Origin of the sequence: Brevundimonas diminuta, from assembly GCF_039673845.1 — a bacterium.
In the GTDB taxonomy this organism is placed as follows: domain Bacteria; phylum Pseudomonadota; class Alphaproteobacteria; order Caulobacterales; family Caulobacteraceae; genus Brevundimonas; species Brevundimonas diminuta_E.
Map to the genome: position 1 here is coordinate 313,244 of NZ_JBDJMK010000001.1, position 25,635 is coordinate 338,878.

Here is a 25,635-nt window from a genome sequence, read left to right on the forward strand (position 1 = left end):
CAGGGCGGGAGGCGTCGCCGCCTTCCGCCCTGTTCTGTTTCAGGCCTGTCTCATAAATCAGAAGCGACGGCCCAGGGTCGTCGAGTAATAATACAACATCATCTGCCCCACGATGATGAACAGGGCGCAGCCCGAAAGCAGAAACGGATCCAGATAGATCGGGTCCCGGAAGGCGAACTCTCCGCTGCTGATTTTCGCCCAGCCGCGGAAATGCTGGGTCGAGGCGACAACAACGCCCAGCGCGCCGATGACGCTCGCCAGATAGCGCCCGATCCACCCCAGGCTGACCGGACTGAGCATCCCCAGCCCCAGAATACCAATCACCGTGCGCTGCACGCGGCAATAGGGACAGACATAGACCGCTCCGGTCCAGTCCAGCGCCCACGCCCCCAGACTGATGACAATGGCCGCCAAACCCAGCCACTGGATATGGCGTCGCTCCAGTTGGAACATCATTGGTGAACATCCTCCCCCGATTTCGGGCAAAGCTTAACTTTGCCTGCCGGGAAACGCCAAGGCCTGATGGCGACCACGAAAAAAGGGGCGTGGAGATCACCCCCACGCCCCAGATCAAACATCAGACCAGACGCCTCAATAGAAGGCGATATTGTCCAGTTCCAACCACAAGGCCTCGCCTGCGCCTCGCGTGCCGCCGATGCGGATATCGAACAAATCTGTCCCGCTCCATGCCGCGCTGGCCACGCCGTTGCGCAGCGTAACCGGCTCAAGGGCTGAGAAAGGAACCTCGACCGTCCGCCACTCGGAACCGGCGACGATGGTCTTACGCCATTGGCCGCTGTGGCCGCGCAGGCTCAGTTCATAGTCCTGACCATCGCCGCGGACGTCGAACCGGACACCATGGCGCGCGGTCAGATCGACCGGCTCGACGCTGCCCCGGCTCAGCGGCAGGATCACCGCCGCATAGGGCAATGCCTTGGTAGACATCCTGGCGCTGAGACGCAGGATGTGGTTTCCCGTCTCGTCCGGCACGATCTGGCTCAGCATGACCGAGCGGTCCTGACCGCCGTCGAAATCATCCACCCTCAGCGTGTCCAGGGCGGTGCGCTGATCGGCGCGCTCGAAGTCGTCGACCAGCGTCCCCACCGTGATGGCGGGCATCAGGGGCTGTCCATTGGCGGCGGGCAAGGCGATCCCCGGCCCATAGACCGGACGACCGTCGATGATGACGCTGTGAACCCGGCGGACATCGGTGATGTCGCGCCACGGCTGCCCTTCAACCAGAACCAGATCGGCGCGCTTGCCCACGGTGATCGTGCCGCGGTCGGCCAGAAGGCCCATGGCCTGCGCGCTGTTGGCCGTGCCCGCCATCAGAGCCTGCGTCGGCGTCAGCCCCGCCCGAACCAGCAGTTCCATTTCGTGCAGGGTCGCCGCGCCATGCGGCGTGCCGGGCATGCCCGCATCCGTACCCAGCGCGACCAGCACGCCCGCATCCTGCATGCGCTTGACGTTATCCAGCGCGAACTGGAACTTGCGCACCGACTGGCGCATGCGCGGCGAGTTCATGTCCGCAGGCGGCGTCTGGCCCGGCTTGACCGGCTCATAGACGGCCAGCGTCGGCGCATAGGCCACATTGTTCGCCCGCATTTCGGCGATGGTCTCAGGGTCGACGTCGCGATCCTGAAGGCTGTGGACGATGATGTCGACGCCCGCGCGCGCGGCCTGACCGCCACGCGCCACCGTGACCGTGTGCGTCACCACCTTGATGTCGCGGGCATGGGCTGCGGTCACGATCGCCGCCAGAGTGTCCTCGTCCATGCTGGTGTTGTCGGCCGACTGCCCATAGCGCCAGCCATCGGCAAAGGCCTTGATGACGTCCGGGCCATACGGGGCGATAGCCTCAACCCCTGCCCGGCCCGCCTCTGGCGTCGTGACCCAGCGCGTCGTGGTCTGGTCGCCCCAGTCCGCGCCATGGCCGCCCGGCGTGCTCATGCGAGCGGTCAGGTTGACGTGCGGCGTCACCAGCGTCTGCAGCCAGCGACGGCGAGGCTCGAACGCCTCGGGCGGCTGGTGGAAATCATTGACGGTCGTGACGCCGGACTGAATGTAGGCCGTGGCGATCTCGGGCGCGATCGCAGGGGCGCCGTTCGGCGTCCAGTGCGTATGAACGTCCCAAAAGCCGGGCAGCAAGGCCTTGCCCCGCCCGTCGATCACCCGCGCGCCACGCGGCGCCCGCACCCGCTCGGCGATCTCCACGATCCGCCCGTCGATCACCAGTACATTGCTGCGATAGGGCGCCGCACCCGTCCCGTCGAAAATCTCAGCCCCGGAAATCAGCAGCGGCGGCTCACCCTGCGGAGCAGTCCAGCCCCCAAGGCCGATCCACGCCGCGACAAACGTGGCGGTCGCCCCGGCCCGCAGGCACAGGCGTCTGGATGGTGTCATACTCATGGCTCACTCAACTCCCCGCTGACGCACCGGCGTCAGATACCCGTCTCGTATTGATCGCGAGACGATTCACGCTTGGTGTAATCGTTTTAGTCCCAAGGCCGCCACCTTAGCTGCAAATCACCACTTTAAAGCCGGAGGCACGTCGTCCAGAAGCAGCCTTCAAAAACCGCCGTTAGTTTTTTACCAAGCTCAAAATGCTCGCGCGACACCGACATCAACTGAAACTCGTCGGTATTCATATATCCCGACCGTTGAAGAATTTCGTTCAAAACCCAAACGTACAGTTGGAGCAAACCCATACATCTCAAGAGATCGCAAGGTCATGCCCACCCGAGCGGCGCCCAGCCATTCCCGGCGCTTGTCGGGAAATAGAAACAGCCGCTCATCACCTTTGGTCCGCCGCATGCTGCCGGAGACAAATGCGGTTCCCCAGCGCGTTTCACGCCAATAGCCGCTCGACAATCCACCAGCCCACGTCGCATAGCCTGAATCCTGCGCGGTCTGGCGTGTAACAGACCCGGCAAGCGAAATCCCTGAACGAGCGTTCAGCGCTTTCTCGAGCGAAACAGAGAGGTCGTACAAACCTCCGTTCTGCAGATCGTTGACGCTGTAGCGCACATCGCTAGCACTCACTGATGTCACAAACTGAGAGCGCGTGCCAAGCGGGCGTATCCAGTCAAGCCCCACGTTAGAGGTTTCGGCATAGAGTTCATTGCCAAACCATCTCCAGCCATGACCGACGGAAACAGTAAAGCTGTTTCGTTGTCCACGCCGCTCAAGTCCGACAAGCGCCGATGCAGAAACGTCATTAAATTGACCTTGTCTGTAGGTCACGCCCTGAGCGCCCCCCCTGGGCACCACAGACCAGTCGCCACTCAAGGGAAATCGGCCGTAAACCTGGGCCATGGTCCGTATTCCGGTACCGGAACGTGCCCTTGCATCATCAGAAAGCGTCAAGGGAGCGATCACCGTATCCAGCGTTCGGGCTTCCGTCGCGCGGTTGATATTGCTGTCCGGCACAAAGGCCAACTCAACTGCACCGCCGAAGCGTCTGTCGCTCCGCAGCGCGCGCGTAAACCGATCGACCATAGCGGCCGCCTCTTCCGGGATACCGACAGCCTGCGCCTGCCGAAGCTCCCGGCGCGCCTCGTTCTCCTTGCCCATAGCCGCCAACATCCGCGCCAGTTCAAGGCGCGCCACAAGGACCTCCGGCTTCTCGTCTAAAAGAGCACGAAAAAGCACTGCGGCCTGTGCGTACTGCTGCTCATCCGCCAGCAATAACCCGTGCCGATAGCGTGCTTCGGCGCGTACATCAGGGTCGGCATCCTTCGCCAGCGCTTCATATATGGTCATTGTATCGGCTAGCTGACCGACTTCGCGACGGGCATGGGCTAGGGCGAAGAGTTGCGGCGCGCTCACCACAGCTATGCTGTCCTGAGCCGATGCTGGGAAAGGGGCGGTAACGCATGTGATCGCCATCAAGACGCCCGCGGCAAGCACAGATTGACGACGCCTACCGCAAATCACGCTCATCGACGTCTCGCGACGGTTACACCATTGATCACAAGGCCGCCCGCCTGCACGCGCTCCGGCGCATAGACATGGAAGTCACCAGCGAGCTCTTCACCCGTAGGGCCATAGAATCGTGTGTTCACCTGACCGATCTGCGCGTCACCATCCATTATGGAAGTAGAATTACCATTCCAGTAAAGATATCCGTTGAAATCATAGCGTCCAAAATTCAGCTTCTGACCGTCAGCACTACCATTCAAGACCAGAGAGCCGGTGTAGGTTTGACCAGAAAAATCGACATCAAATCCCGACGTTCCGCGTACATCATAGATCGCACCTGTGCTTTGATTGGCGCCCGCACCATACACGACGCCTTCATAGCGTGCGTTACCGGTACGGCGCGTAAGCATGCTATCGCGTGTGGGCAGGCCATAGACAAAGTGATGGTTCTGAAATTCCGTCATCGCGCCTTGCGCGATACGAGATTCCCAGCGCCCTAAAGTGACATAGGTCAGAGCCAGCTCTGTATTAGCCGAGCCGATTTTATAAAGCTGCATACGAACATCAGTTTCGACGAATGTCTTTTTATAATCGACAAAATTATCGTCTACTCCCTGAACGATATCGCTGTTGGTGAAAGCCCCTCCAGCCATAGACGACAAGCCAGGACCGAAGCTGAAATTGCCATTGGTCCGGTCATCCAACTGACCGACAAGAGCAATTTGGGAAACATTCCTTACTGCGCCTGTAGCGGTGACCCTGTCGACGAGCAAAGCGCGTCCGTTGGCGAAAAACAGCTGTGGCGTATGCACATCTGTCATTCTCAAATTGACACCGGATGCACTCACCCGTTGCCCAGTGAAGCTGCCAATTGAGGTCACTCCATCGGTGTTGGATGCGTTGAAGCTGGCGCCGACCTCTTCTGCTGCTGGTCCAAAGAAACGACCCGACAGATCACCAACAGTGGTCGCGCGCGAAGAACCGACCGTAACATGCCCCGCAAAAGAGCCGTCGCCACTAGCCACGCGACCGCTCGCCACGAGTTCAATACCGCCACCCACGACGCCGCTTCCGGTCAGCAGTCCCCTTTCTTCGAGATAAGCATGAGCGCCAAATTCACCCCCCATGAAATCGACGTCGAAGTCTCCAGCCCCCTGAAAAACCAACGGCTCATAACCGGGAGCGTCCGTGACCCCCATGACATCAATGCCATATCGTGCGGTTCCTGTACGCGGATTGGCTGACGCTGGCGTCTCAAAACCATAGACGAAGGTGCTGAACCGGTCATTCTGACGGGAATTCTCTACAGCATAGCGCTGCCAGAAGCCCATACCGACGTATCGATTGCTGATCTTCCCAGAATAGGGCGTGGTGACGAGCGTCAATAGTTGCGAACCATCCGCCGTGCGACACTCGTACCGCGCCTCGCCATAAATCTCCTGCTTCAAGTCTGACGGGCCGAAAGTCGCGCTCTCACTGTTAAGCGAAACTGTGTAACTCTTTGAGGCGGCATCATAGGTCACATGCAGGTTAGCTGCGCGACTGCTAGTGGAAGCGACCGTTCCATTTCGTAGATCAAATACAGCCTTCTGCTCGTTCCCCAGCGCACTGAAAGAATGATTAGCCGTTAACTTGGCTATGTCATTCGTTGGCTCAGGAATTACCGGTGTGATTGGAGATGCACCGCCTGCTCCGCCTCCGCCGCCACATGCAGTCAGAAAACCTGAGCCAGCCAGGACGCACAGAACATAAAGGCGCATCGTTTTCCCTCAACATAATGAGGTTCCGCATTGGACCATTCACATCAACACCGCAACTTGGTTTAGGAGCAGAAATCATTGATCGGTGCGTGCAACCTGAATTCAAATTCCCAACGATTCTGGATGCGAGCAATGGGAGTCGGCGTTCCAATGAAGGAGCGTCCGTCCGCCATCAGCACCGTCACAATCTACATGGCCTATCCACAGGCGTGACTGCACGCCCTAGATCCGGCGGGTGAAAAGAATCTCGAGCGACTGACTGGACGGACTGACGGCGGCATGAACACCAAGCTCCGCCACCACCGACAAACGGATGCCTCATCATTCTGTTCGCGACGGGAGCGCCCTGCCCCTAACGCCATATTCAGCGAAGAGCTGAATCCTCGCATCTAACGAGTTATTCACTCGCCTTGCGATTAAACGACGCTCATCGCCCTCTAAAATTAAAAGCAATGTAAAGTGCAGGCATGGCCGCCGCGCGACAGCACCTTCCACGATCCGTGCTCGACACCAATCAGTTGCCACAGCGGCAGCGGGCGCCGCTGTGGCGGGACAGCGCGACGTCGGTCTGGGATGTGGAGCGCATCACCGACGACGGGTTCTACGCCTATGTCGACGCCTTTCAGGCGGGCGACCTGATGTTCGGCACGGTCAAAAGCTCAGGTCAGGCGACCGAACGGACGCGCGTGCGCATCGCCTCGGACAGCCTCGACTACTATATGCTGCAGTTCTATGTGCGCGGGCAGCGCAGCGCGAACGCACGCGGGCACGAGGTGCTGGCGCAGAATGGCGATCTGCTGGTCGTCGACATGACCCAGCAGCTTCAGACGCGATCAACCGAGTATCAGAGCTTCGATCTGGTTCTGCCCCGACGGTTGTTCGACCCCCTGCTGGGCGATCCGGATGCGTTCGGCGGCGCCCTGTTCGCGTCGCAGCAGCCGCTGGTCGCCCTGCTCCGCAGCCACCTTCTGGCGCTCTACAAGGCCGGGCCGGACATGACGCAGGATCAGGCCATCGCCATGCAGGGGCCCACCCTGGCGCTGGCTGCGGCAGCCCCGAACGGAGCGGTTACAGAGGAAAAGGCCCAACCGGTGCGAACCGCCGCCTGGCTGGCGGTCCGACGGCATCTGGAAGACCGTCTGTCGGACCCCGAACTCAGCGCCGAGCGCGTCGCCCGGCACTTCGGTTTTTCACGCGCGACCCTTTATCGGATCATGGAGCCGGTCCACGGCTTTTCGGCCTATGTGCGCCTGCGTCGGCTGTATCGCTGTCGTGAAGACCTGGCGGACCGCGCCCAGCGCCACCGCCCGATCGCCGATATCGCCGCCTGGTGGGGATTTCACAACGCGGCGGCCTTCAGCGCCTTTTTTTCAAGAACCTTCGGCCTGCCGCCGCGTGACTATCGGCAGATGGCCTTCGGTCAGGAATTGGGCGCGACCCATTCGGCATCCGAACTTGACTGGAGCCGCTGGCTGTCAGCGATGCGATAAAAATCATTCGATTTTCACTCCCATGCAGCGACGTGAGACGGAGAGAAAACGAAAACACCACATCCTGAGACGCTCGATATAGTGCATTAATTATCAAGCACTTTTGTCGTTTTGCCTCCGTTGACAATGTCGTCTGAGCGCCCCATCGAACGCCAAATTCGGATGCGCCGCTCTTCAGATCGGGCGGCCGTCCTCTTGGCGGATGATCGTTATCGCGCACGGCCCAGTCCCGCGAAACGATCGCAACAGATCGGGGATCGACATGTCCAAAACCACTTTGCACGCGATGCGTTCGTTGCTGCGCAGTTCGACCGCCCTGGTCGCCGTAGCGGGCCGCGCAACGACGCAGCGCCCGCTTGTCCCGGCTGCGCTGGCCGTCTTCCTGTGCGTAAGCGTCGCGCCTCAACCCACATGTGCGCAGGCGACAATATCACAATGGTTCCCTGCTGACGGGAACTGGGATTCCCCTTCCAACTGGAGCACTTCACAAGTCCCGGACAGCCCAGGAACAATAGTTGGAATTATAAACGCTCAAAACAAACCCGGATACAACATAAACCTTAATGGAAAAAACTATACGATAGGCGCTTTGTATTTAAATAGATTGTATGCGAATGGATTTATGTTGCGAAATGGAACACTTATTTTTGATTCAAATTCTCCAAGCGCGGCAATAATAAAAGCATTTGGGGACAATTATGCCTATGACATTCAACCTGATGTGAACGTTATACTTAATTCAAATCTATCAATTGATACAAGCGACATTGACGACGAACTTAGAATAGCAGGAAGTATCTCCGGACAAGGATCTCTGATAAAAATTGGCAGGGGATCTTTGTATCTATACGGGAACAACACCTACACTGGCGGCACAACGATCAAATGGGGAAGTTTGTTCCTTACCGATAGAGGTCAGCTTAGGTCGTCAGGCGAAGTCTCCCTGTCTTCTGCGAACGCTGTGCTCGATATTTCTGGCGCATATTCCTCTCAAACAATCGGCGCCTTATCCAGCGTAGCCGGAGCCCAGATTCTACTCGGCTCCCGAAACCTGACCCTCGGCGACGCCAGCAGCACGACATTCAACGGTTCAATCACTGGCGCAGGCCGCATCATCAAACAGGGCTCAGGCACAACGACGCTGGGCGGAGCTAACAGCTTCACCGGCGGCGTTGACATCGCGGCAGGGACCCTGGCCCTGAGCGGTTCAGGAACGCTCGCCCCGACGACCGCCATGTCTCTGAACAACGGGTCGACGTTCGACATATCCGCTGCATCCTCCACCCAGACGATCGGCTCTCTGGTCGGCGACACAGGAACAAATGTTCTGCTGGGCGGAAACATTTTAACCTTCGGCTCGACCGCCAGCACGGCGTTTGCAGGATCGATCAGCGGCACAGGCGCCATCGTCAAACAGGGCTCAGGCGTCATGACGCTGAGCGGCGCGAACAGCTTCACCGGCGGCGTTATGGTCGCGGGAGGAACCCTGGCCCTGACCCATTCAGGCGCCCTGATGTCTGGAAACGATGTGAGCCTGACAGCGGCGAACGCGACGTTCGACATCTCAGGCCTGTCCAGCGGACAGACCATAGGCGCCCTGTCCGGCGTTGCCGGAACGAAAGTCCTTCTGGGCGCCAACTCTCTGACATTCGGCACGGCCGCCAATACGGTGTTTGCAGGTCAGTTCGACGGCGCCGGCGACATCATCAAACAGGGCGCCGGCACGATGACGCTGAGCGGCGACAGCTCCGCCTTCACGGGCGACACGCGCGTGACGAACGGCGCGCTGAAGATCACCGGCAGACTGGGCGGCGACGCCGGTCATATCGAAGGCGCAGGCAGCGACCCGGCAAGTATCGAAGTCACAGGCCCGAACGCGGGCTGGGCGATGGATTACAATCTGACGGTCGGGGGAATCGGCCAGGGCGCTCTGCGCATTCTTGACGGCGCGACCGTATCCAACATTTTCGCCGACGTGGCGTCCAGTTCCGGCTCTGCGGCCAGCGTGACCGTGTCGGGGCAAGGCTCCAGATGGGACAACGGCTTCGCCCTACTGGCGGGCGTCAACCGTGGGCGGGGCGAGATTTACGCTCTGGACGGCGCCGTCATAACCAGCGTCGACGGCCATATCGGCGCCGGCTCGAACGGCCCCGGAGAAGGCCTGGTCGAAGTCTCCGGCGCCGGGTCCACGTGGACGAATGACGGCGAACTTAAAGTCGGGAACATGAACGCCCAGGGAACCCTGCGCATCGCCGACGGCGGCGTCGTATCCAACACGACCAGCTATATCGGCAGCATGGGCGGCGGCGTCGGCACGGTCAGCGTCGCAGGCGCAGGGTCGCGCTGGAATAATACCGGCGCCCTGAATGTCGGCTTCGGGACCCTCTTTAACTATGGCGCAGGCGCAGTCTCCATCGCGGACGGGGCCGTCGTCACGGTCGGCGCGACCGGAACCGGCACAGTCAATCTGGCGAAGGAAGGCTTGCTCCCCGGCGTCGGCTCCACCGGCACGCTCAGCATTGGCGCAGCCAGCGACAACGCCGCCGACGCGGTGGGGGCAGGAACCCTGCAGGCCGGGCTGATTGAGTTCGGCAAGGGCGCAGCGACCCTGCGGTTCAACCATACCGACAACGCCTATCTGTTCGATACGCGCCTGAAGGGCGGCGGGACGGGCAGCATCAATCAGATCGCCGGGACGACCGTGCTGACGGCTGACAACGCCGATTTCAAGGGCAAGACGACCGTGTCAGGCGGCAAGCTGATCGTTCAGGGCCCCCTGGCGGGTTCGGCCGCCGTTACGGGCGGCGTGCTGCAGTTCGGCAATGGAACGACCGGCGCCGCCAGCCGCCTGAGCGGCGATCTGAACGTCAGCGGGGTCGGCGCGACGCTAGCCGTCACCGGACCAGCGGCCCTGTCGGTCACGAATACGGTTGATCTGGCCGCTCAGACCCGCCTGAACATCGGCGCAGGTGCGACCGGGCCGTCATTGACCGCTGACCGCCTGAACATCAGCGCTGGCGTCGCCTTCAACCTGAGCGGCATCGATGACGAAGGCCAGTTGCCGAAGGTGCTGATCTCGACCGCCAACGGCATCAGCGGCGATTTCGCGAGCGTGAACATCGGCGGCTTCGCCGGATCCGTCGACTATATGACCGCGCACACGGGCAAGTCGGCTGACGGGCTTAATTATCAGGCGACCTATGGACTGAGCTGGACAGGCGGCAACAACCTGTCCCACGGCGCTTTCACCCTGACCGACGCCTCGGATAACTTCACCCTGGGCGTGACGTTGCGCGATCAGTCGCCCAATGCGGCGCTCGGCTGGGACGGGCGCAGCCTGACCAAGGCTGGACAGGGAACCCTGATCCTGACCGGCGACAGCATCTATACCGGCGGCACGACCATTCAGAGCGGCGTGCTTCAGATCGGCAACGACGGCACGACCGGCTCGGTCCTGGGCGACATCGTCAATCACGGGACCCTGGCCTTCCAGCGCTCCGACGACTTCGACTTCGACGGCATCGTTTCGGGCTCTGGCGGTCTGATCAAGAACGGGACGGGAACCCTGACCCTGAGCCGCGCCAACAGCTTCACCGGCGGCGTGACCCTGACGCAAGGTGCGCTGCGCGTGGAGTCAGACGCCAATCTGGGTGATGCGTCAGGCGCCCTGACGTTCAACGGCGGCGTGCTGGAAACAACGGACAGCTTCGCCACCAACCGCGAGATCCAACTGGCGCAGGAGGGCGTGTTCGACACGGCTGCGGGCACGCAGTTGCACCTGACCGGCGCCGTTTCGGGCGCCGGCGCCCTTCACAAACGCGGCGCAGGAACGCTGCGTCTCGATCAGGCCGCCGCCGTCCAGCGGACTCTGGTTGAGACCGGGACGTTGATCGGCCATGCCGGGTCCCTGTCCCGCCGGATCGAAAACGCCGCGACCGTCGTGTTCGATCAGGCGACAGATAGCGTCTTCGCGGGCAGTCTTACGGGTCTGAACGGCGTCTTCGGCACGATGAAAAAGCAAGGCGTCGGCAGGCTTAGCCTGAGCGGCGCGTCTCATCTGGACTGGTCTGTCGCCGAGGGAGAGTTGACCGCCGCCATCGACCGCTTCAGCGGTGATGTGGATATCGCCTCCCCCGCCGCATTCAGCTTCACAGATGCCGGAAACCAGACCTATGCAGGCGCCGTGTCGGGCGCCGGGCGCTTCGTTCTGGACCGTGACGGCGCGACCCTGCTGACCGGCGACAGCTCCACCTTTGGGGGCCTGACGACGCTTAACACCGGCAAGTTGCTGGTCGGCGACGCCTCAGGCCTCGGCAAGCTGGGCGGGTCGCTGGATGTGCTGAACGGCGCGACCCTGGGCGGGTCGGGCGTGGTCGGGTCAGGCGCCGCCTCGCACGTCAGCATCGCGGCAGGCGGCGTCCTGTCGCCCGGAAACTCCATCGGAACCCTGACCATCGACGGCGACCTGACGCTGGCGGCAGGTTCTACGGTCAATATGGAACTGGGGGCGCCCGGCTTCAGCGACCGCATCAACGTCAGTGGCGACCTGTCGCTGGACGGCGCGCTCAACCTGAGCCAGAGCCTGAACGCCGCCGATGGCGCGGCCGGGTTGGGTTATTATCGCCTGATGACCTATGGCGGCGCCCTGAGCGGAGACGGCCTGACGATAGGCCAAACCCCGACCTTCAACGATCCAGCCGTTTTCCAGATCGTGACTGGAAACGGCAACGTCGATCTCTTCATCGCCGCGATCGGCGACGACACCCTGCAGCACTGGCAGGGCGGCGACGGCGTCTGGAGCGCCTCCAGCCCGCAGTGGCTGAACAAGAACGGGACGGTTGCCGCCAACTGGAGCGGCCAGCACGCCGTCTTCCGCCATCAGCCGGGAGGCTACACCGGCGGCGTCATCACGGTCGAGGGCGCCCAGACGTTCAAGGGGCTGCAGTTCGTTGATGACAGCTATCGTCTGGAAGGCCCCGGCTCGCTGGTCACAGACGCAGACGGGTCTGAAATCCGCGTGTTGGCCAACGGCGCCCGCATCGACGCCACGATCACCGGCTCGGGCGGCCTGACCGTGACCCAGGGCGGCGTTCTGACCCTGTCCGGCGCCAACAGCTATGCGGGCGGAACGACCCTGCGCGGCGGCGTGGTCGCCGTTTCTCAGGACGCCAATCTGGGCCATGCCGAGGGTGCGCTGCGCTTTGACGGCGGCGCGCTGCGCGTGACCGGAGCCGGGTTCAGCGGCACGAACCGCGCAATCGGCTGGAGCGCAGCGGGCGGGGCATTCGACATCGCTGACGCCGCCAACCGCTTCGAGGTCAGCGCCGACATCAACGGCGCGGGCGCCCTGATCAAGCGCGGCGAAGGGACGCTGGTCCTGTCCGGCGACAACGCCTTCGGCGGCGCGCGCATCGAGGACGGCGGCCTGACCGGCACGACCTCCTCCCTCTCCGGCGACATCGCCCTGATCTCCGCATCAAGCCGACTGAGCCTCGTGAACGCCAATGCCGGTGTTTTCGCAGGCGCCTTGTCCGGCGTCGGGCGCGTCTCGCTTGACGGCCCCGGAACCGTGCTGCTGACGGGCGACAGCTCGGGCTTCAGCGGCGTGACCACGCTGAACGCGGGGACGCTGCTGGTCGGAAGCGCCACAGGCGGCGGCCGACTGGGCGGATCGCTGGACGTGCTGAGCGGCGCGACCCTGGGCGGATCGGGCGTAATCGGTTCAGGCGCAGGCTCGCACGTCAACATCGCGGCGGGCGGCGTCCTGTCGCCCGGCAACTCCATCGGAACCCTGACCATTAATGGCGACCTCACGTTCGCATCGGGCGCGCGTTTCGAGGTCGAGGTCAATCCACTGGGCGCCGACAGCGACATGGTGCGCGTCACCGGCGCCGCCACCCTGAACGGCGGGACGGTCGCCCACATCGGGGCGAACGGTCGCTACGATCCGCGCTCGACCTACACCATCCTGTCTGCGGCCAGTCTGACGGGCGCATTCGACGACGTCACTTCGGACTTCGCCTTCCTGAATCCCAAGCTGCATTACGATTACGGGGCTGGAACGGTGCAGATGGAGCTGCTGCGTAACGACATCGAGTTCGCTTCGGCCGCGAAGACCCGCAATCAGGCGGCCACGGCCCACGCCATCGAGAGCATAGGCTTCAACGCCGGTCACGCCGTCTATGACGCCATCGTTCAACTGGCGAATGAAGGCGACCAGATCCGCGCCAGTTTCGATCAGTTATCGGGAGAACTTCATGTCTCAGCCCAGACGGCCATGATCGAGGACAGCCGCCTGATCCGCAACGCGGCCAACGACCGCCTGCGCGCCGCCTTCGGCCAGACCGCAGCCTCGAGCGCCCCCGTCGTCGCTTATGCCTCAAGCGGAACGCCGATTGCGGTCGGCGCCGACCACGCCGGTCTGGCGTTCTGGGCGCAGGGCTTCGGATCGTGGGGCGCATTCGAAGGCGATGACGGCGGCAAGACGCTGGATCGCGATACCGGCGGCGTCCTGCTGGGCGGCGACGCGCTGCTGAGCCGTTGGCGCGTGGGCGTGACCGGGGGCTACAGCCGGTCCAACATCAAGCCGCGTGACAGAGCATCCTCGGTCGCGTCCGACAACTACCACCTGGGCCTCTATGCCGGGACGCAGCACGGCGCCCTCGCCTTCCGCACCGGCCTCGCCCAGAGCTGGCACGAACTGGACGTGCGCCGCAGCATCGTCATGCCCGGTCTGAGTGACCACGCCCGAGCCGACTATCGCGCGGAAGCCTTCCAGGCGTTCGTCGAAGCCGCCTATGGCCTGAGCACTGGCGACGGCGCACGGCTGGAGCCTTTCGCCAATCTGGCGCACGTCCGCCTGCAGTCAGACGGCTTCTCTGAAAGCGGCGGCGATGCGGCGCTGATCAGCGAACAGTCAGACGCCGCCACCACCTTCGCCACTCTGGGCCTTCGCTCAAAACAGGCGTTCGATCTGGGGCAAACGAAAGCAGCCCTTCGTGGAACGGTCGGGTGGAGGCGCGCCTTCGGCGACACCTCGCCGCAAAGCGTCCATGCCCTCAACGCCGGCGACGCCTTCACGATCATCGGCGCGCCGATCTCAAAAGACAGCGCCATGCTCGAAGGCGGCCTCGACCTCTCCTTCACGCCGGCCACGACTATGAGTCTAGGTTACGCTGGACAGGTTTCAAATGGCGCCCAGGATCATGCCTTCACGGCCAGCTTCAGTCTAAAATTCTAGACATTTCAATGAAACAACGGCCCACATACAGTGCCGGCCACATTACTTCAGTGCATCAAGGCAGAGAACCAATTGCGAAGGTTTTCTGCCTTGACGTCACCTACCACAAGCTTAGAAATTGAGAGCTTCTGGCAAGAAATTTTGACAACTGGCCAAATGGCGGCTGCGAGCCTTATTCGCCGACAAGCTATTCCTAGGCAAGGTTAGCTATATGAACGGCTTGATCTCAGCCTCGCTGACGCGGCGCACACATGCATCGTGAGATATTGTTACTCCAAACGCCTTGCGCCCCGATCGGGTTGGATAGCGTGGCCGGGTAGAAATTTTCGATGGCTCAGCAACCCGCCTGAGGTGATCCGAACGAGCGCGATGAAGTAAGTTCAGGCTCCCGATGTCTTTGCGTCAGGTCGAGGACCTTTTAGCTGAACGCAACATAGACATTCTCCACAAGACGGCGCGGCTCTGGTGGAACAGGCTCGCCCTCATGTTCGCCAACGAAACCCGCTGCAAGCGCGTTGAGGCCTGGCGGTCCCTCCCCCCATTGACGATGGCGAGATCCTTGAAGCCCCATCACCGATGGATTGCGATTCCACAAGGCCGCACTGAATGAGATCAGTAATCCTGCCCGACATGAAACAGGACGCTGGTTGAATAGTCGTATCGAGGATTCACACTTGTTCTTTCGGCGACTGGAGCGAGCCATGCAGCATTTTCTCCAAACGCAGAATTTGCAGCAATTCAGCCCCGTCCATGCGGCCTTCCACAACCACTTCAACCTGGCGCGCCCCCTCATCAGCAGATGAAAGCTGCAAGACTCGACGCTTGACGGCCCTGGCGCAGCGGAGAGCGCTCCTCGACCAGTCTTCCTAGTCCCAGCTCTTGGTCCGCACAGTGGCGATAATTTCTCATTGAACGGGCAGCGCCCCAGACCCTCACGCGGTCAGACACTTTGAGCAAATTTTAACCAGAAACGATAACGGATATAACACTGATTTCCATAAAAATAATAAAAAACAATAATCTCCCGAAGAGCGCGGCCAATTACCTCATCTTATCGACGACAATTCAATTAAAGAAAGAACTTCCGATGATGACTCTCTTATCAAGTAAAAGATTAAGAAAATATGCCCTATCGTCGTCTATAATTGCACTATCAAGTGCAATATCAGGAATTTCCTATTCACAAGACATAATCCTTGATGATGTATGGAACAATTTTAATCCCGTGATGGAAATCACTAATGAAGAGATAGAACCTTGGAATAATTTTAAATATAAAATTATTGTAGGTGACTGGGGAAGAGCAGATTTATACATAAAAGAAAATGGATATTTAAATAGCCATGAACTTTATGTTGGCCACAATAGAGCTTCATCAAATGGTAGAATCTTAATAAATGGAGCCGGTTCATACTTAGAGAATGTGCAAAAAACTAATAATAGTATATTTATAATAGGCGTCCTAGGCAACGGCAGCATTGAAATGGATCATGGTGCAAGATTATTTGCAAATAAAACTACTCTTTTTGGCACAGAAACTGGATCTTCTGGTTTTTTATATAGCAATAATAACTCAGAAATAGTTATAGATAGCAAAATTATTGTCGGAGATAAAGGAGAGGGAAGAATACAATTATCAAATGGATCGAGTTTAAAAATAAAAAATAACCCACTTATACTAGGAAATTCTTTTGAGAGCAGAAGCAGAGATACAAGTGTATATTTATACAAATCATTATTAGAAGTAGATGGAGAATTAATAGTTGGAAATGAAGGTAGAGCTTCAATTACCAACGATAAGTTGTCAAAAATTATTACAAAATACTATATGATTGCATCAACAGACAGCCAAAACAATTACGGATCAAAATCTGTAGGCACAGTTTCAGTATCTACAGGTTCAATTTTAATGTCCACAGGTGGAGTTTCTGAAATTGGCTCCACGGGAGACGGTACACTTGATATATTCATGGGAGGAAAGGTTTATAATCAAGGAACCGTTATTGGTAGACATGAAACAGGGCGCGGTCGTGTTAGCATTTATGATGCAGATTCCTCTCTTTATGACGCCAAAGAAATAACACTTGGCGGAACAACATCGGGGGAGGCAAGATCTGAGTTAGTCGTATTTAACGGCGGATCAGTTCTTGCTGAAACAATAAATTTATACGGAAAAAACTCTCACGTATATGTTGGTGTTGACAGCAATCATAGCGTAACACCCGGCCATTTTGGTGTAAATAACATCATCGGAAAAGGAAATGGTGGGAATTTACACTTTAGACACAACGCAAAAGACTATTTATTTTTAACAAATATATCTGGAAACATTAAACTATATCAAGAAGGAGGAATGACTATTCTCACCTCCGATAATTCATACACTGGAGGAACAATAATATCGGGCGGCGCCTTGCAGCTAGGCGATGGAGGAACAACGGGGTCCATTGTTGGTGATGTGATCAACGACCGTCGTCTGATCTTTAATCGGTCGGACAACTTGAATTTCAACGGCTCCATCTCGGGCAGCGGCGCGGTCGAACAGCATGGCTCCGGCGTCGTGGTGCTGGGAGGCGCCAACACCTACACAGGCGGCACGCTGATTCAGAATGGCGTAGTGCAAGTGGCCTCCAACGCCAATTTGGGCGCACAGTATGGCGCGCTCAGCTTTTCGAACGGAACGTTACGCAACACGGCCGCAATCTCAACTGAACGCTCGACCTCTCTACTCATGGGCGGCGGTAGATTCGATACACAAGCCGACTTGACTCTGGCAGGCCTGATTTCCGGCTCTGGGGCCTTGTACAAGATAGGCGCCTCGCGTCTGACCCTGACTGCAAACAACATGTACGATGGCGGCACGGTTATATCGAACGGTACGCTGCAGCTGGGCAATGGGGGGACGACGGGAGGCCTATACGGCGACATCGTCAACGGCAGCGTTCTGGCTTTCAATCGTTCCAACACGTGGAAGTACAGCGGCGCGATTCTGGGCGAGGGCGTGATCGAGCAGATCGGAACGGGCGCCACGGTCCTGAATGGCGACAGCAGCGCCTTCACCGGCATGACCAACGTCAGAAACGGCGCCCTTTTGGTGAACGGCAAGTTGGGCGGCTCAGTCGACGTTCTGTCAGGCGGCTCCCTAGGCGGCATCGGACAGGTCGGCTCGACAAGAATCCGCGATGGCGGCGTCTTGATCGGGTACAAAGGAGACACGCTGAATATCGTCGGCGATCTTGTTCTGGACGCCAACGCGCAGATTCATGCCGCCCTGGGTGATCCCGATACACGAAGCCTGTTCAACGTCACGGGCGATCTTGTGCTGGACGGCATCCTGAACATTGAGGATATCGGCGGCTTTAGCCCCGGCGTCTATCGCCTCATCGACTATGCCGGCGCTCTGACCGACAATGGCCTGAAGCTTGGCGTCCTGCCGGTTGGCGCCAACGCAGCCGATATTAAAATTCAACTGGACCCCAATCAGGTCAATCTCATCAACGCCACCGGCGTCAAGTTGAACTTCTGGGACGGCCCGAACACCACAGGCGACGGCGTGGTCAACGGCGGGTCCGGCGTCTGGAACGCTGCCAGCGGCAATTGGACGGCCGCCGACGGCGTATTGAACGGCACGTGGAGCCAGAGTTTCGCAGTCTTCCAGAGCGCACCCGGCACAGTTCAGGTCGACGCCAGCCTGGGCCCGATCAAAGCAGAAGGCATGCAGTTCGTCGTCGACGGCTATCGCATCCAGGGCGACGCCATCACCCTGACCGAGGCCCAAAGCCTGATCCGCGTCGGTTCCGGCTCCCAAAACGACCGGGCGGGCACAAAGGCGACGATCGCCTCGGTGCTGGCGGGCGCGGGCGCCCTGGTGAAGACCGATCTGGGGACGCTGATCCTGGAAGGCCAGAACACCTATGCCGGCGGAACGGCCATTCACGGCGGCACGATCCAGGTGTCGTCCGACGGCAATCTGGGCGCGCGCGGCGCCGCCCTGGGCCTGCATGGCGGCGCGCTGAAGAACACCGCCGCCTTCGAGACGCAGCGCACCGTCGGCCTCAGCACCAAGGGCGGAACGTTTGTCACTGACGCCGATCTGACCCTGGCGGGTGTCGTCGCCGGACCGGGCGCCCTGCACAAGGAGGGCGCCGCCCGCCTGATCATGACCGCCTACAACACCTATGAGGGCGGCACGGTGATCGACCAGGGCGTCCTGCAACTGGGCGCTGGCGGCACGACTGGCTGGATCAAGGGCAGCGTCGTCAACAATGACAGCCTGTCGTTCAACCGCTCTGACGACGTCGCCTTCGATCAGGTGATCTCGGGCAGCGGCTCCGTGGAGAAACTGGGCTCTGGCGTGCTGAAGCTGGAAGCGCAGAACACCTATGCGATGGGCACCTGGATCAACAATGGCGTGGTCGAGATCTCATCGGACGGCAATCTGGGCGATTGGCAGGCCCGCATCGGCTTTAACGGCGGCCTGCTGCGCAACACCGCTGCGTTGGAGAACCGGCGCGACACGGCCTTCTTCGAAGGCGGCGGCGGGTATGACACCCAGGCCGACCTGACCCTGCGCGGCCTGATCTCCGGGCCGGGTGTCATGCGCAAGCTGGGCGACGCCACCCTGACCCTGACCATGGAGAACTTCCATGACGGCGGCGTCATCATCGAGGCCGGAACCCTGCAGCTGGGCGAAGGCGGTGAAATGGGCTCCATCCGGGGCGATATCGTCAACAACAGCCGCCTGGTCTTCAACCGCACCAACACCCTGAACTTCACCGGCGCCATCTCCGGCAGCGGCGTAGTCGAGAAGCTGAGCGAAGGCGTGCTGGTGCTGGAGGGTCAGAACACCTATGCGGGCGGCACCCTCCTGCGCGAGGGCGTGCTTCAGGTCGCCGCCGACGGCAATCTGGGCGCAAAGGACGGCCTGCTGACCTTTGACGGCGGGACCCTGCGCAACACCGCCGCCTTCGAGACCCAGCGCAAGATCACCCTCAACGCCCCCGGCGGCGTGTTCGACACCCAGGCCGACCTGAAGGTCTCCTCCGTCATCTCCGGCCCGGGCGCTCTGACCAAACAGGGCGCGGCCGGGCTGATCCTCAGCGCCGACAACGCCTACGCCGGCGGCACGACGATCAACGCCGGGATCCTGCAACTGGGCGACGGCGGCGCCGCCGGCTCGATCAAGGGCGATGTCGTCAACAACGGCCAGCTGTACTTCAACCGCTCTGACGCCTTCGCCTTTGACGGCGTCCTGTCCGGAACCGGCGGCGTCCAGCAGGTAGGCTCCGGCACGACCACCCTGAGCGCCGACAGCCGCAACCTGACCGGACTGTCCCAGGTCCAGAACGGCGTCCTGGCCGTCAACGGCGTCCTGGGCGGGACCATGCGCGTCGTCAGCGGCCGTCTGCAGGGCACGGGCACGGTCGGCGCCACCACCCTGGAAGCCGGCGGCGTCATCGCGCCGGGCAATTCCATCGGCACGCTGACCATCAACGGCGGCTATGTCGGCAACGGCGGCCTGCTGCAGATCGAAACCGTCCTGGGCGACGACGCCTCCGCCACCGACCTGCTGGCCATCACCGGCCCCACGTCGGGCGCGACCAACGTCAAGGTCGTCAACCTCGGCGGCGCCGGCGCCCAGACCCAGGACGGCATCCGCATCATCAGCGTCAGCGGCGCCTCCAACGGCGTCTTCACCCTGCAGGGCGACTATGTCTTCCAGGGCGATCAGGCGGTCGTCGGCGGGGCCTACGCCTATCGCCTGTTCCAGCACAGCCCCAGCCAGCCCGCCGACGGCCACTGGTATCTGCGCTCCAGCCTGATCGAAAAGCCCAAGCCCCTCTATCAGCCCGGGACGCCGATCTATGAAAACTACCCCCAGGCCCTGCTGGGTCTGAACAGCCTGCCCACCCTGCAGCAGCGTATCGGCAACCGCACCTGGGACGACGACAGCGCCGCCGGAACCGGCGCCGTCACCGAACGCCGCGGCGTCTGGAGCCGCGTCGAAGGCGCCTATCGCGATGTCTCGCCGCGCAGCTCGACCACGGACAGCGCCTTCGACCAGACCTTCTTCAAGGCCCACGCCGGCGTTGATGAAATCATGAGCGAAAGCACCGACGGAGCCCTCGTCGCCGGGGCCAGCGTCCACTACGTCCACGGCAAGACCAACGTCCGCTCCGTCTACGGCGACGGCGACATCCGCACCGAGGGCTTCGGCCTGGCCGGCGCCCTGACCTGGTACGGCGCCAACGGCGTCTATCTGGACGGTCAGGCCCAGACCACCTGGTACAAGAGCGACCTGAAGTCCCGCCTCGTCCAGCAGGCCCTCAGCGACCGCAACCACGGCTTCGGCTACGGCGTCTCCGTGGAAGGCGGCAAACGCTTCGCCCTCAACACCGACTGGTCGCTCACCCCGCAGGCCCAGTTGGCCTACTCCAGCGTCAGCTTCGACACCTTCACCGACGTGTTCGACGCCCGCGTCAGACAGGACCGCGGCGAAAGCCTGCAGACCCGCGTCGGCCTGGCCCTCTCACGCGAGGCCAGCCGCCGCAACGCCGCCGACGGAACCCTCAGCCGCAGCCACGTCTACGGCATCGCCAACCTCTCCTACGACGCCATGGGCGACAGCCGCGTCGACGTCGACCACGCCTATCTCGCCTCCCGCCACGGCCGCACCGCCGCCGAGATCGGCCTGGGCGGATCCTACAACTGGAACGACGACCGATACGCCGTCTTCGGCGCCTCAACCCTCGGGTCCAACCTCAAAGATTTCGGCGACACCTACGCCGTCAAAGCCCAGATCGGATTCCGTATGAAGTGGTAGCCAAACCAAACTCCCCCCAAACTCAAAGGCCGCCCCAAAAGGGCGGCTTTCTTTTTCAGAACAGGAGACGATCATCCCTTACACGAGCAATATAAATAAAATATATAAACCGAAATTCTTAGATACATACTCAAATATAATATAACACAGATATATCTGACTAGTTTTTCATAAATCATGAGTTTGTGACAATTAATTCTATTAATCAATTCCTTCTCTGTTCATATAGAAAGAAAAATAGCAAAGTGGTCACTTCAAACTGCACAAAATCATACCCTCAGCCTAAGTTAACAAGGATCAGATGAATGAAATCTCGATACATGTTGCTTGTCGGCGTTGCCTTGACCATTACAGCCGCGCCTGCAGCCGCCATCGCCCAGCAGGCGACAACCACATTTCCCGTCAGCGCCACCGTCCTGAAGGCCTGCTCGGTCACAGCCAGCGCACTCAACTTCGGCAGTTATGATCCAACTGCGGCTGCGGGCCTTGAAGGCATGACGAACCTCAGGGTCCTGTGCACGGTCGGGACATCCTACACTATCGGACTGAGCCCCGGGACGAGCGCAGGCGCCACTGTGACATCCCGCAAGATGATCAATGGCGAGAACACCCTGAACTACGAACTGTTTCAGGAAGCCGCCCGCACGAACAACTGGGGCGATACGCCAGGCACGAATACGCCCCCTGCAACATCGGCAGGAACAACGGCAAGACAGCACACCGTCTACGGTCGCATTCCAGCGGGCCAGATCGTTCCGGCAGGCGCCTACACCGACACTATCACCGTAAGCGTCAACTATTGATGCAGAATGGCCATGACGGGATGTCGGAATCGATACGCCCTCCTCCCCGCAGCATTCCTGATTGCTGCGGGTGCGGCCCATGCAGGTGAGTTGAAGATACGTCCGGTCCGGCTGACCCTGACGCCAGACGAGCCGGTATCAGCCATGACCTTGCAGAATGACGGCGCCCAGAGCGCGGTCTTCCAGTTGCGCGTCATGGTCTGGCGTCAGGAAAACGGCGAAGATATTTTCGAACCCACCCGCGAGGTGCTGGTCAACCCAGGCCTATTCGAGCTCAAGCCCGGCGCCGATCAGATCGCTCGCTTCGGACTTCAGGCGCGCCAGACGGCGCGACCCGGTTTTTATCGCATTTTCATTCAGGAGGTGCCGGCGCGCCCATCCCATGCAGGCGAGATCATGACGCTGTTACGGATCAGCGTGCCCATCTTTTCCTCCCCCGCCGACGCAAGACCCCACGTGAGCTGGACCCTGCGCCCGACCAGCGACGGTGAACTGGAAGTCGAGATCCGCAATGATGGCGACGCTCACATCCAGATCACGTCCTTGTCCATCAGTGCAGCAGACGGCCGTCAGATCAGCACAAAGCCCATGTCCGTCTATGTGCTGCCGGGCGCATGGCGCCGTGTAAGGCTGGAAACCCTGACGCCTGTCCGTGCAGGCGACAGGCTGAAACTGAGTGCGGAAACAGACCTGATCCCAATGGAAGCCTTCGCCACCGTGGCCGACCAGAGGTGAAGAATCATGAGGGGAACGTACGCCAATATCGTGCTTGCGTTTCTCTCCATCGGCTCGGCTGCAGCCGCTGAGGAAAAGCCGCCGCCACGACCGTCAGACAGCCTCGCCCCCGCGGACGAAATGCTGCTGCTCGGCGTCGTGTTGAACGGGCAGCCACGGTCCAGACCCTATGTCTTCCTGCGCCGCGACGGCCTCCTCTATGCGCGGGTGACCGATCTTGAGGAATGGCGCATCCGAACCCGACCGGACGTCGCCCTGACCCTGGAGGGGCACGGACTGGTCTCACTGGCCGCCCTGCCTGGGCTGAGCGTCTCTATCGACGATGCCGCTCAATTACTGCGGTTGACCGCGCCTGCAGAACTGTTCGAGCCGACGTTTCTCGACGCGCAGACCGGGCGTGTGCGCTCTCTGTCGCCGTCGGCGACGGCAGCCTTCATCAACTATGATGTGGCGCTGGGAACGATGCCAGGCGCGGGAAAGGCTTCTGCTTTTCTGGAAATGGGCGCGTCAAGCAGGGCGGGCCTGTTCGTCAATACGATGACCGTGGGCGATTCAGGCGATCGACCGGCACGGGCGCGACGGCTGGACACCTATTACATACGGGACGATCCGGCCCATCTTACGCGCCTCGTGCTGGGCGACACCGTGACCCGCGCGACGGAGTGGAGCCGACCGATCCGTTTCGGCGGCATAAGATACGGCACGGATTTCGGGCTTCAACCGGGACTGGCGACCTTTCCGTCGCCTGTTTTCGAAGGACGGACCGCGTTGCCGTCAAACGTCGAACTGTACATGAACAACGCCTTGCGGTTCCGGTCTGACGTGAACCCCGGCCCGTTCACCCTGAGCCACCTTCCTCTGATCACAGGCGCCGGGGAAGTGACGCTGGTCGTAGGTGACGCCCTGGGCAATGAGCATCGCGTAACAACGCCCTACTATGTCAGCTCGCGCCTGCTGAGACCGGGGTTAAGCGACTATTCCATCGAGATCGGCGCAGAACGTCGACAGTATGCGATCGAAAGCTTCAACTACGGCACAGCGTTCTTCGCCGGCTCCTACAGGCGCGGTCTGACTGAACGATTGACCCTGGAAACGCGCGGCGAAGTCAGTGGCGACGTCCAGAACTTCGGTGCGGGGTTCAGCGCCGTATGGCCTGCATTGGGCGAGTTCGGCCTTGCTGCGGCGGCGTCGAACGGAAATCACGGCGGCGGCGCAATGGCGCGCGCCTATTTCAGCCACATCTCGCCGAACTGGAACGTATCGGCCTCTTATATGCACGCCGGTTCATCCTTTGCTCAAATCGGCGTGCGCACAAAGGCAGAGCAGATCCTGGAACAGGTCTCGATTTCAACGAGCTTTTCCGTGGGTCGGCATGGCTCCCTGGGCATAGCCTTCATCGCGCTGGAGCGAGGCGACAGACAGCCCACCAAGGTCACATCCGCCAACTACGCCATTCCGCTTGGCGCACGCGCCTTTGTGAACGTCTTCACCCTGTATAGCGAGGCGGGAGACAGGTCAGAGACCCTGGCGGGCGTCGGCCTGACCGTCGCGCTGGGCGATCGCAGCAGCGCCTATGCCCGCGTCGACCATCGGGTCGCCATGGCCGAATACAGACGTAACCCGCCAACAGATCAGGGCTGGGGCTATCGAACATCCGTCAGCACCGGCGACCTGAAACGGCAAGAGATCGAAGCGACATGGGTCGGCAGGCCCGGCCAGATCGTCGCCCAGGCCGTGCATCTGGATGACGATAAGACGGGCGCCAGACTGTGGGGCAGCGGCGGCCTGATTCTGACACGGGATGGCGTGCACCTGTCACGCCGGATCGATGAAGGCTTCGCAATCGTAGAAACGCCGGGCCATTCCGGCGTGCGCATCTATCAGGACAACCGCCCTGTCGGCCGCACCAACACCGCAGGGCGAATGATCGTCACCGGATTGCGCGCCTTTGACAACAACCGCATCAGCCTGGCGATCAGCGACCTGCCGGTTGACATAAGGATGCAGAGTGACGCCCTGGTCGTCACGCCGCCATACAGAGGCGGCGTTCTGGCGCGCTTCGACCTTGCCCGCGACAGGAGCGGGAGCGTGCTTCTGCGCCTGCCCGATGGGCGCGCCGTCGAAGCGGGATCAACCGTTCAGACGCAAAACGCATCCACCTTTGTCGGCTATGACGGCGAAGTCTTCCTGGCCCCCATACGCGAGGGCCTGATGCTGGAAGTCCATCGCCCTCACGGCGTCTGCATTGCAGTGGTCCCCGCCCTTCCATCAGCGGAAATCCTGCCGCAGGCGGGCCCAGTTACCTGCCATCCAAAAGGAGAGCGGCCATGACGCGTCTTTGGATCCTGATGCTGCTGGTGGCAGCCTGCTGCACACTCGCCTTCGGAAAAGAGGCTGAGGCCGCATGTCCCCCGCTGGCGTTCTGCACATGCAGCGTGTCGGCGACAGGCGTCGCCTTCGGAACCTATGATCCTTTTTCCGCTGCGCCGAATGAGGCCACTGGAACAGTGACCGTCAACTGCACCTTCACAATCACGGTCACCACCACCTATGAGATTAGCCTCAGCCCCGGTGACAGCGGCAGTTTCTCAGAACGCCGAATGTCACACGGCGCTTCAAGCCTGACGTACAACCTCTACAACTCATCCGCTCTAAACCAGATTTGGGGCGACGGCTCAGGCCAGAGCCAAACGACGACCGGACGGGTTATCGGCGTCCTCAATCATCACAGAGCATTCACCGTCTACGGTCGCATTCCCACCGGCCAGAATGTGCCTCCCGGCGCCTATACAGACACAATCATAGCGACCGTCGCCTATTGACCCAACGCACAGCGCAGGCCGCAAAAGGCTTTCCGACATTC

At 60.6% G+C, this 25,635-nt stretch carries 14 protein-coding genes and 2 pseudogenes; 10 read left to right on the plus strand and 6 right to left on the minus strand.

Annotated elements, in window-relative coordinates; genetic code table 11:
- Nucleotides 1-57: 57 nt before the first annotated feature.
- The 4 genes from ABE454_RS01585 to ABE454_RS01600 all read right to left on the minus strand — a co-directional run bounded on the left by ABE454_RS01585 (nucleotide 58) and on the right by ABE454_RS01600 (nucleotide 5,681).
- On the minus strand, nucleotides 58-456 hold the full coding sequence (locus tag ABE454_RS01585) for a hypothetical protein (RefSeq protein WP_346528354.1): 399 nt from the start codon (nucleotides 454-456) through the stop codon (nucleotides 58-60).
- Between the two features lie 135 nt (nucleotides 457-591).
- Entirely contained in the window at nucleotides 592-2,403 is a 1,812-nt protein-coding gene (locus ABE454_RS01590) for an amidohydrolase family protein (RefSeq protein ID WP_346528355.1), read from the minus strand.
- Nucleotides 2,404-2,598: 195 nt separating this feature from the next.
- Nucleotides 2,599-3,762, minus strand: coding sequence for a porin family protein (locus ABE454_RS01595; protein WP_346528357.1), 1,164 nt, complete (start codon nucleotides 3,760-3,762; stop codon nucleotides 2,599-2,601).
- 176 nt (nucleotides 3,763-3,938) lie between these two features.
- Complete coding sequence (locus ABE454_RS01600; protein ID WP_346528359.1) at nucleotides 3,939-5,681, minus strand: transferrin-binding protein-like solute binding protein; 1,743 nt, start codon at nucleotides 5,679-5,681, stop codon at nucleotides 3,939-3,941.
- A 467-nt stretch (nucleotides 5,682-6,148) separates the two neighbouring features.
- Here ABE454_RS01600 and ABE454_RS01605 point away from each other — a divergent pair, with 467 nt between their 5' ends.
- From ABE454_RS01605 to ABE454_RS16135, 4 genes and pseudogenes are all read left to right on the plus strand, one after another.
- Nucleotides 6,149-7,171 (plus strand): helix-turn-helix domain-containing protein, encoded by a 1,023-nt coding sequence (locus ABE454_RS01605; RefSeq protein WP_346528361.1) that lies wholly within the window; start codon nucleotides 6,149-6,151, stop codon nucleotides 7,169-7,171.
- 622 nt (nucleotides 7,172-7,793) lie between these two features.
- Nucleotides 7,794-8,054, plus strand: a pseudogene (locus tag ABE454_RS16130) (autotransporter-associated beta strand repeat-containing protein); the annotation flags it as partial.
- Nucleotides 8,055-8,132: 78 nt separating this feature from the next.
- The gene (locus ABE454_RS01610) at nucleotides 8,133-14,411 is read left to right on the plus strand and encodes an autotransporter domain-containing protein (RefSeq protein ID WP_346528363.1); all 6,279 of its coding nucleotides are present in this window, start codon (nucleotides 8,133-8,135) and stop codon (nucleotides 14,409-14,411) included.
- A 581-nt stretch (nucleotides 14,412-14,992) separates the two neighbouring features.
- Nucleotides 14,993-15,214, plus strand: coding sequence for a DDE-type integrase/transposase/recombinase (locus ABE454_RS16135; protein ID WP_430825390.1), 222 nt, complete (start codon nucleotides 14,993-14,995; stop codon nucleotides 15,212-15,214).
- 685 nt (nucleotides 15,215-15,899) lie between these two features.
- On the opposite strand, the gene ABE454_RS01620 is transcribed toward ABE454_RS16135, so the two are convergent.
- Nucleotides 15,900-16,205 carry a hypothetical protein gene (locus ABE454_RS01620; RefSeq protein ID WP_346528365.1) on the minus strand — a complete coding sequence of 102 codons (306 nt, stop codon included), beginning with the start codon at nucleotides 16,203-16,205 and terminating at the stop codon, nucleotides 15,900-15,902.
- A gap of 559 nt (nucleotides 16,206-16,764) precedes the next feature.
- Between ABE454_RS01620 and ABE454_RS16140 the strand changes: the two are divergent.
- A pseudogene (locus tag ABE454_RS16140) lies at nucleotides 16,765-16,824 on the plus strand (autotransporter-associated beta strand repeat-containing protein); the annotation flags it as partial.
- 6 nt (nucleotides 16,825-16,830) lie between these two features.
- Here ABE454_RS16140 and ABE454_RS01625 read toward each other — a convergent pair.
- Complete coding sequence (locus ABE454_RS01625) at nucleotides 16,831-17,034, minus strand: hypothetical protein (RefSeq protein ID WP_346528368.1); 204 nt, start codon at nucleotides 17,032-17,034, stop codon at nucleotides 16,831-16,833.
- Here ABE454_RS01625 and ABE454_RS01630 point away from each other — a divergent pair.
- From ABE454_RS01630 to ABE454_RS01650, 5 genes are all read left to right on the plus strand, one after another.
- Nucleotides 16,975-21,234, plus strand: a complete 4,260-nt coding sequence (locus ABE454_RS01630) for an autotransporter outer membrane beta-barrel domain-containing protein (RefSeq protein WP_430825421.1) — start codon at nucleotides 16,975-16,977, stop codon at nucleotides 21,232-21,234. The genes ABE454_RS01625 and ABE454_RS01630 overlap by 60 nt on opposite strands.
- A gap of 305 nt (nucleotides 21,235-21,539) precedes the next feature.
- Nucleotides 21,540-22,037 (plus strand): Csu type fimbrial protein, encoded by a 498-nt coding sequence (locus ABE454_RS01635; RefSeq protein ID WP_346528372.1) that lies wholly within the window; start codon nucleotides 21,540-21,542, stop codon nucleotides 22,035-22,037.
- 6 nt (nucleotides 22,038-22,043) lie between these two features.
- A complete protein-coding gene (locus ABE454_RS01640) occupies nucleotides 22,044-22,772 on the plus strand; it encodes a fimbrial biogenesis chaperone (RefSeq protein ID WP_346528373.1) in 729 nt (242 codons plus the stop codon).
- Nucleotides 22,773-22,778: 6 nt separating this feature from the next.
- Nucleotides 22,779-25,103: a fimbria/pilus outer membrane usher protein gene (locus ABE454_RS01645; RefSeq protein ID WP_346528375.1), complete on the plus strand. Its 2,325-nt coding sequence runs from the start codon at nucleotides 22,779-22,781 to the stop codon at nucleotides 25,101-25,103.
- Nucleotides 25,100-25,594 carry a Csu type fimbrial protein gene (locus tag ABE454_RS01650; protein WP_346528377.1) on the plus strand — a complete coding sequence of 165 codons (495 nt, stop codon included), beginning with the start codon at nucleotides 25,100-25,102 and terminating at the stop codon, nucleotides 25,592-25,594. The genes ABE454_RS01645 and ABE454_RS01650 overlap by 4 nt, the downstream gene beginning before the upstream one ends.
- Nucleotides 25,595-25,635 lie beyond the last annotated feature (41 nt).

What these genes read in the sequence shown, in the direction of transcription:
- ABE454_RS01645 (WP_346528375.1), top strand. Translation starts at nt 22,779, where the DNA reads ATGAGGGGAACGTACGCCAATATCGTGCTTGCGTTTCTCTCCATCGGC.
- ABE454_RS01595 (WP_346528357.1), bottom strand. Translation starts at nt 3,762, where the DNA reads ATGACCATATATGAAGCGCTGGCGAAGGATGCCGACCCTGATGTACGC.
- ABE454_RS01650 (WP_346528377.1), top strand. Translation starts at nt 25,100, where the DNA reads ATGACGCGTCTTTGGATCCTGATGCTGCTGGTGGCAGCCTGCTGCACA.
- ABE454_RS01640 (WP_346528373.1), top strand. Translation starts at nt 22,044, where the DNA reads ATGGCCATGACGGGATGTCGGAATCGATACGCCCTCCTCCCCGCAGCA.
- ABE454_RS01635 (WP_346528372.1), top strand. Translation starts at nt 21,540, where the DNA reads ATGAAATCTCGATACATGTTGCTTGTCGGCGTTGCCTTGACCATTACA.
- ABE454_RS01600 (WP_346528359.1), bottom strand. Translation starts at nt 5,681, where the DNA reads ATGCGCCTTTATGTTCTGTGCGTCCTGGCTGGCTCAGGTTTTCTGACT.
- ABE454_RS01585 (WP_346528354.1), bottom strand. Translation starts at nt 456, where the DNA reads ATGATGTTCCAACTGGAGCGACGCCATATCCAGTGGCTGGGTTTGGCG.
- ABE454_RS01590 (WP_346528355.1), bottom strand. Translation starts at nt 2,403, where the DNA reads ATGACACCATCCAGACGCCTGTGCCTGCGGGCCGGGGCGACCGCCACG.
- ABE454_RS01605 (WP_346528361.1), top strand. Translation starts at nt 6,149, where the DNA reads ATGGCCGCCGCGCGACAGCACCTTCCACGATCCGTGCTCGACACCAAT.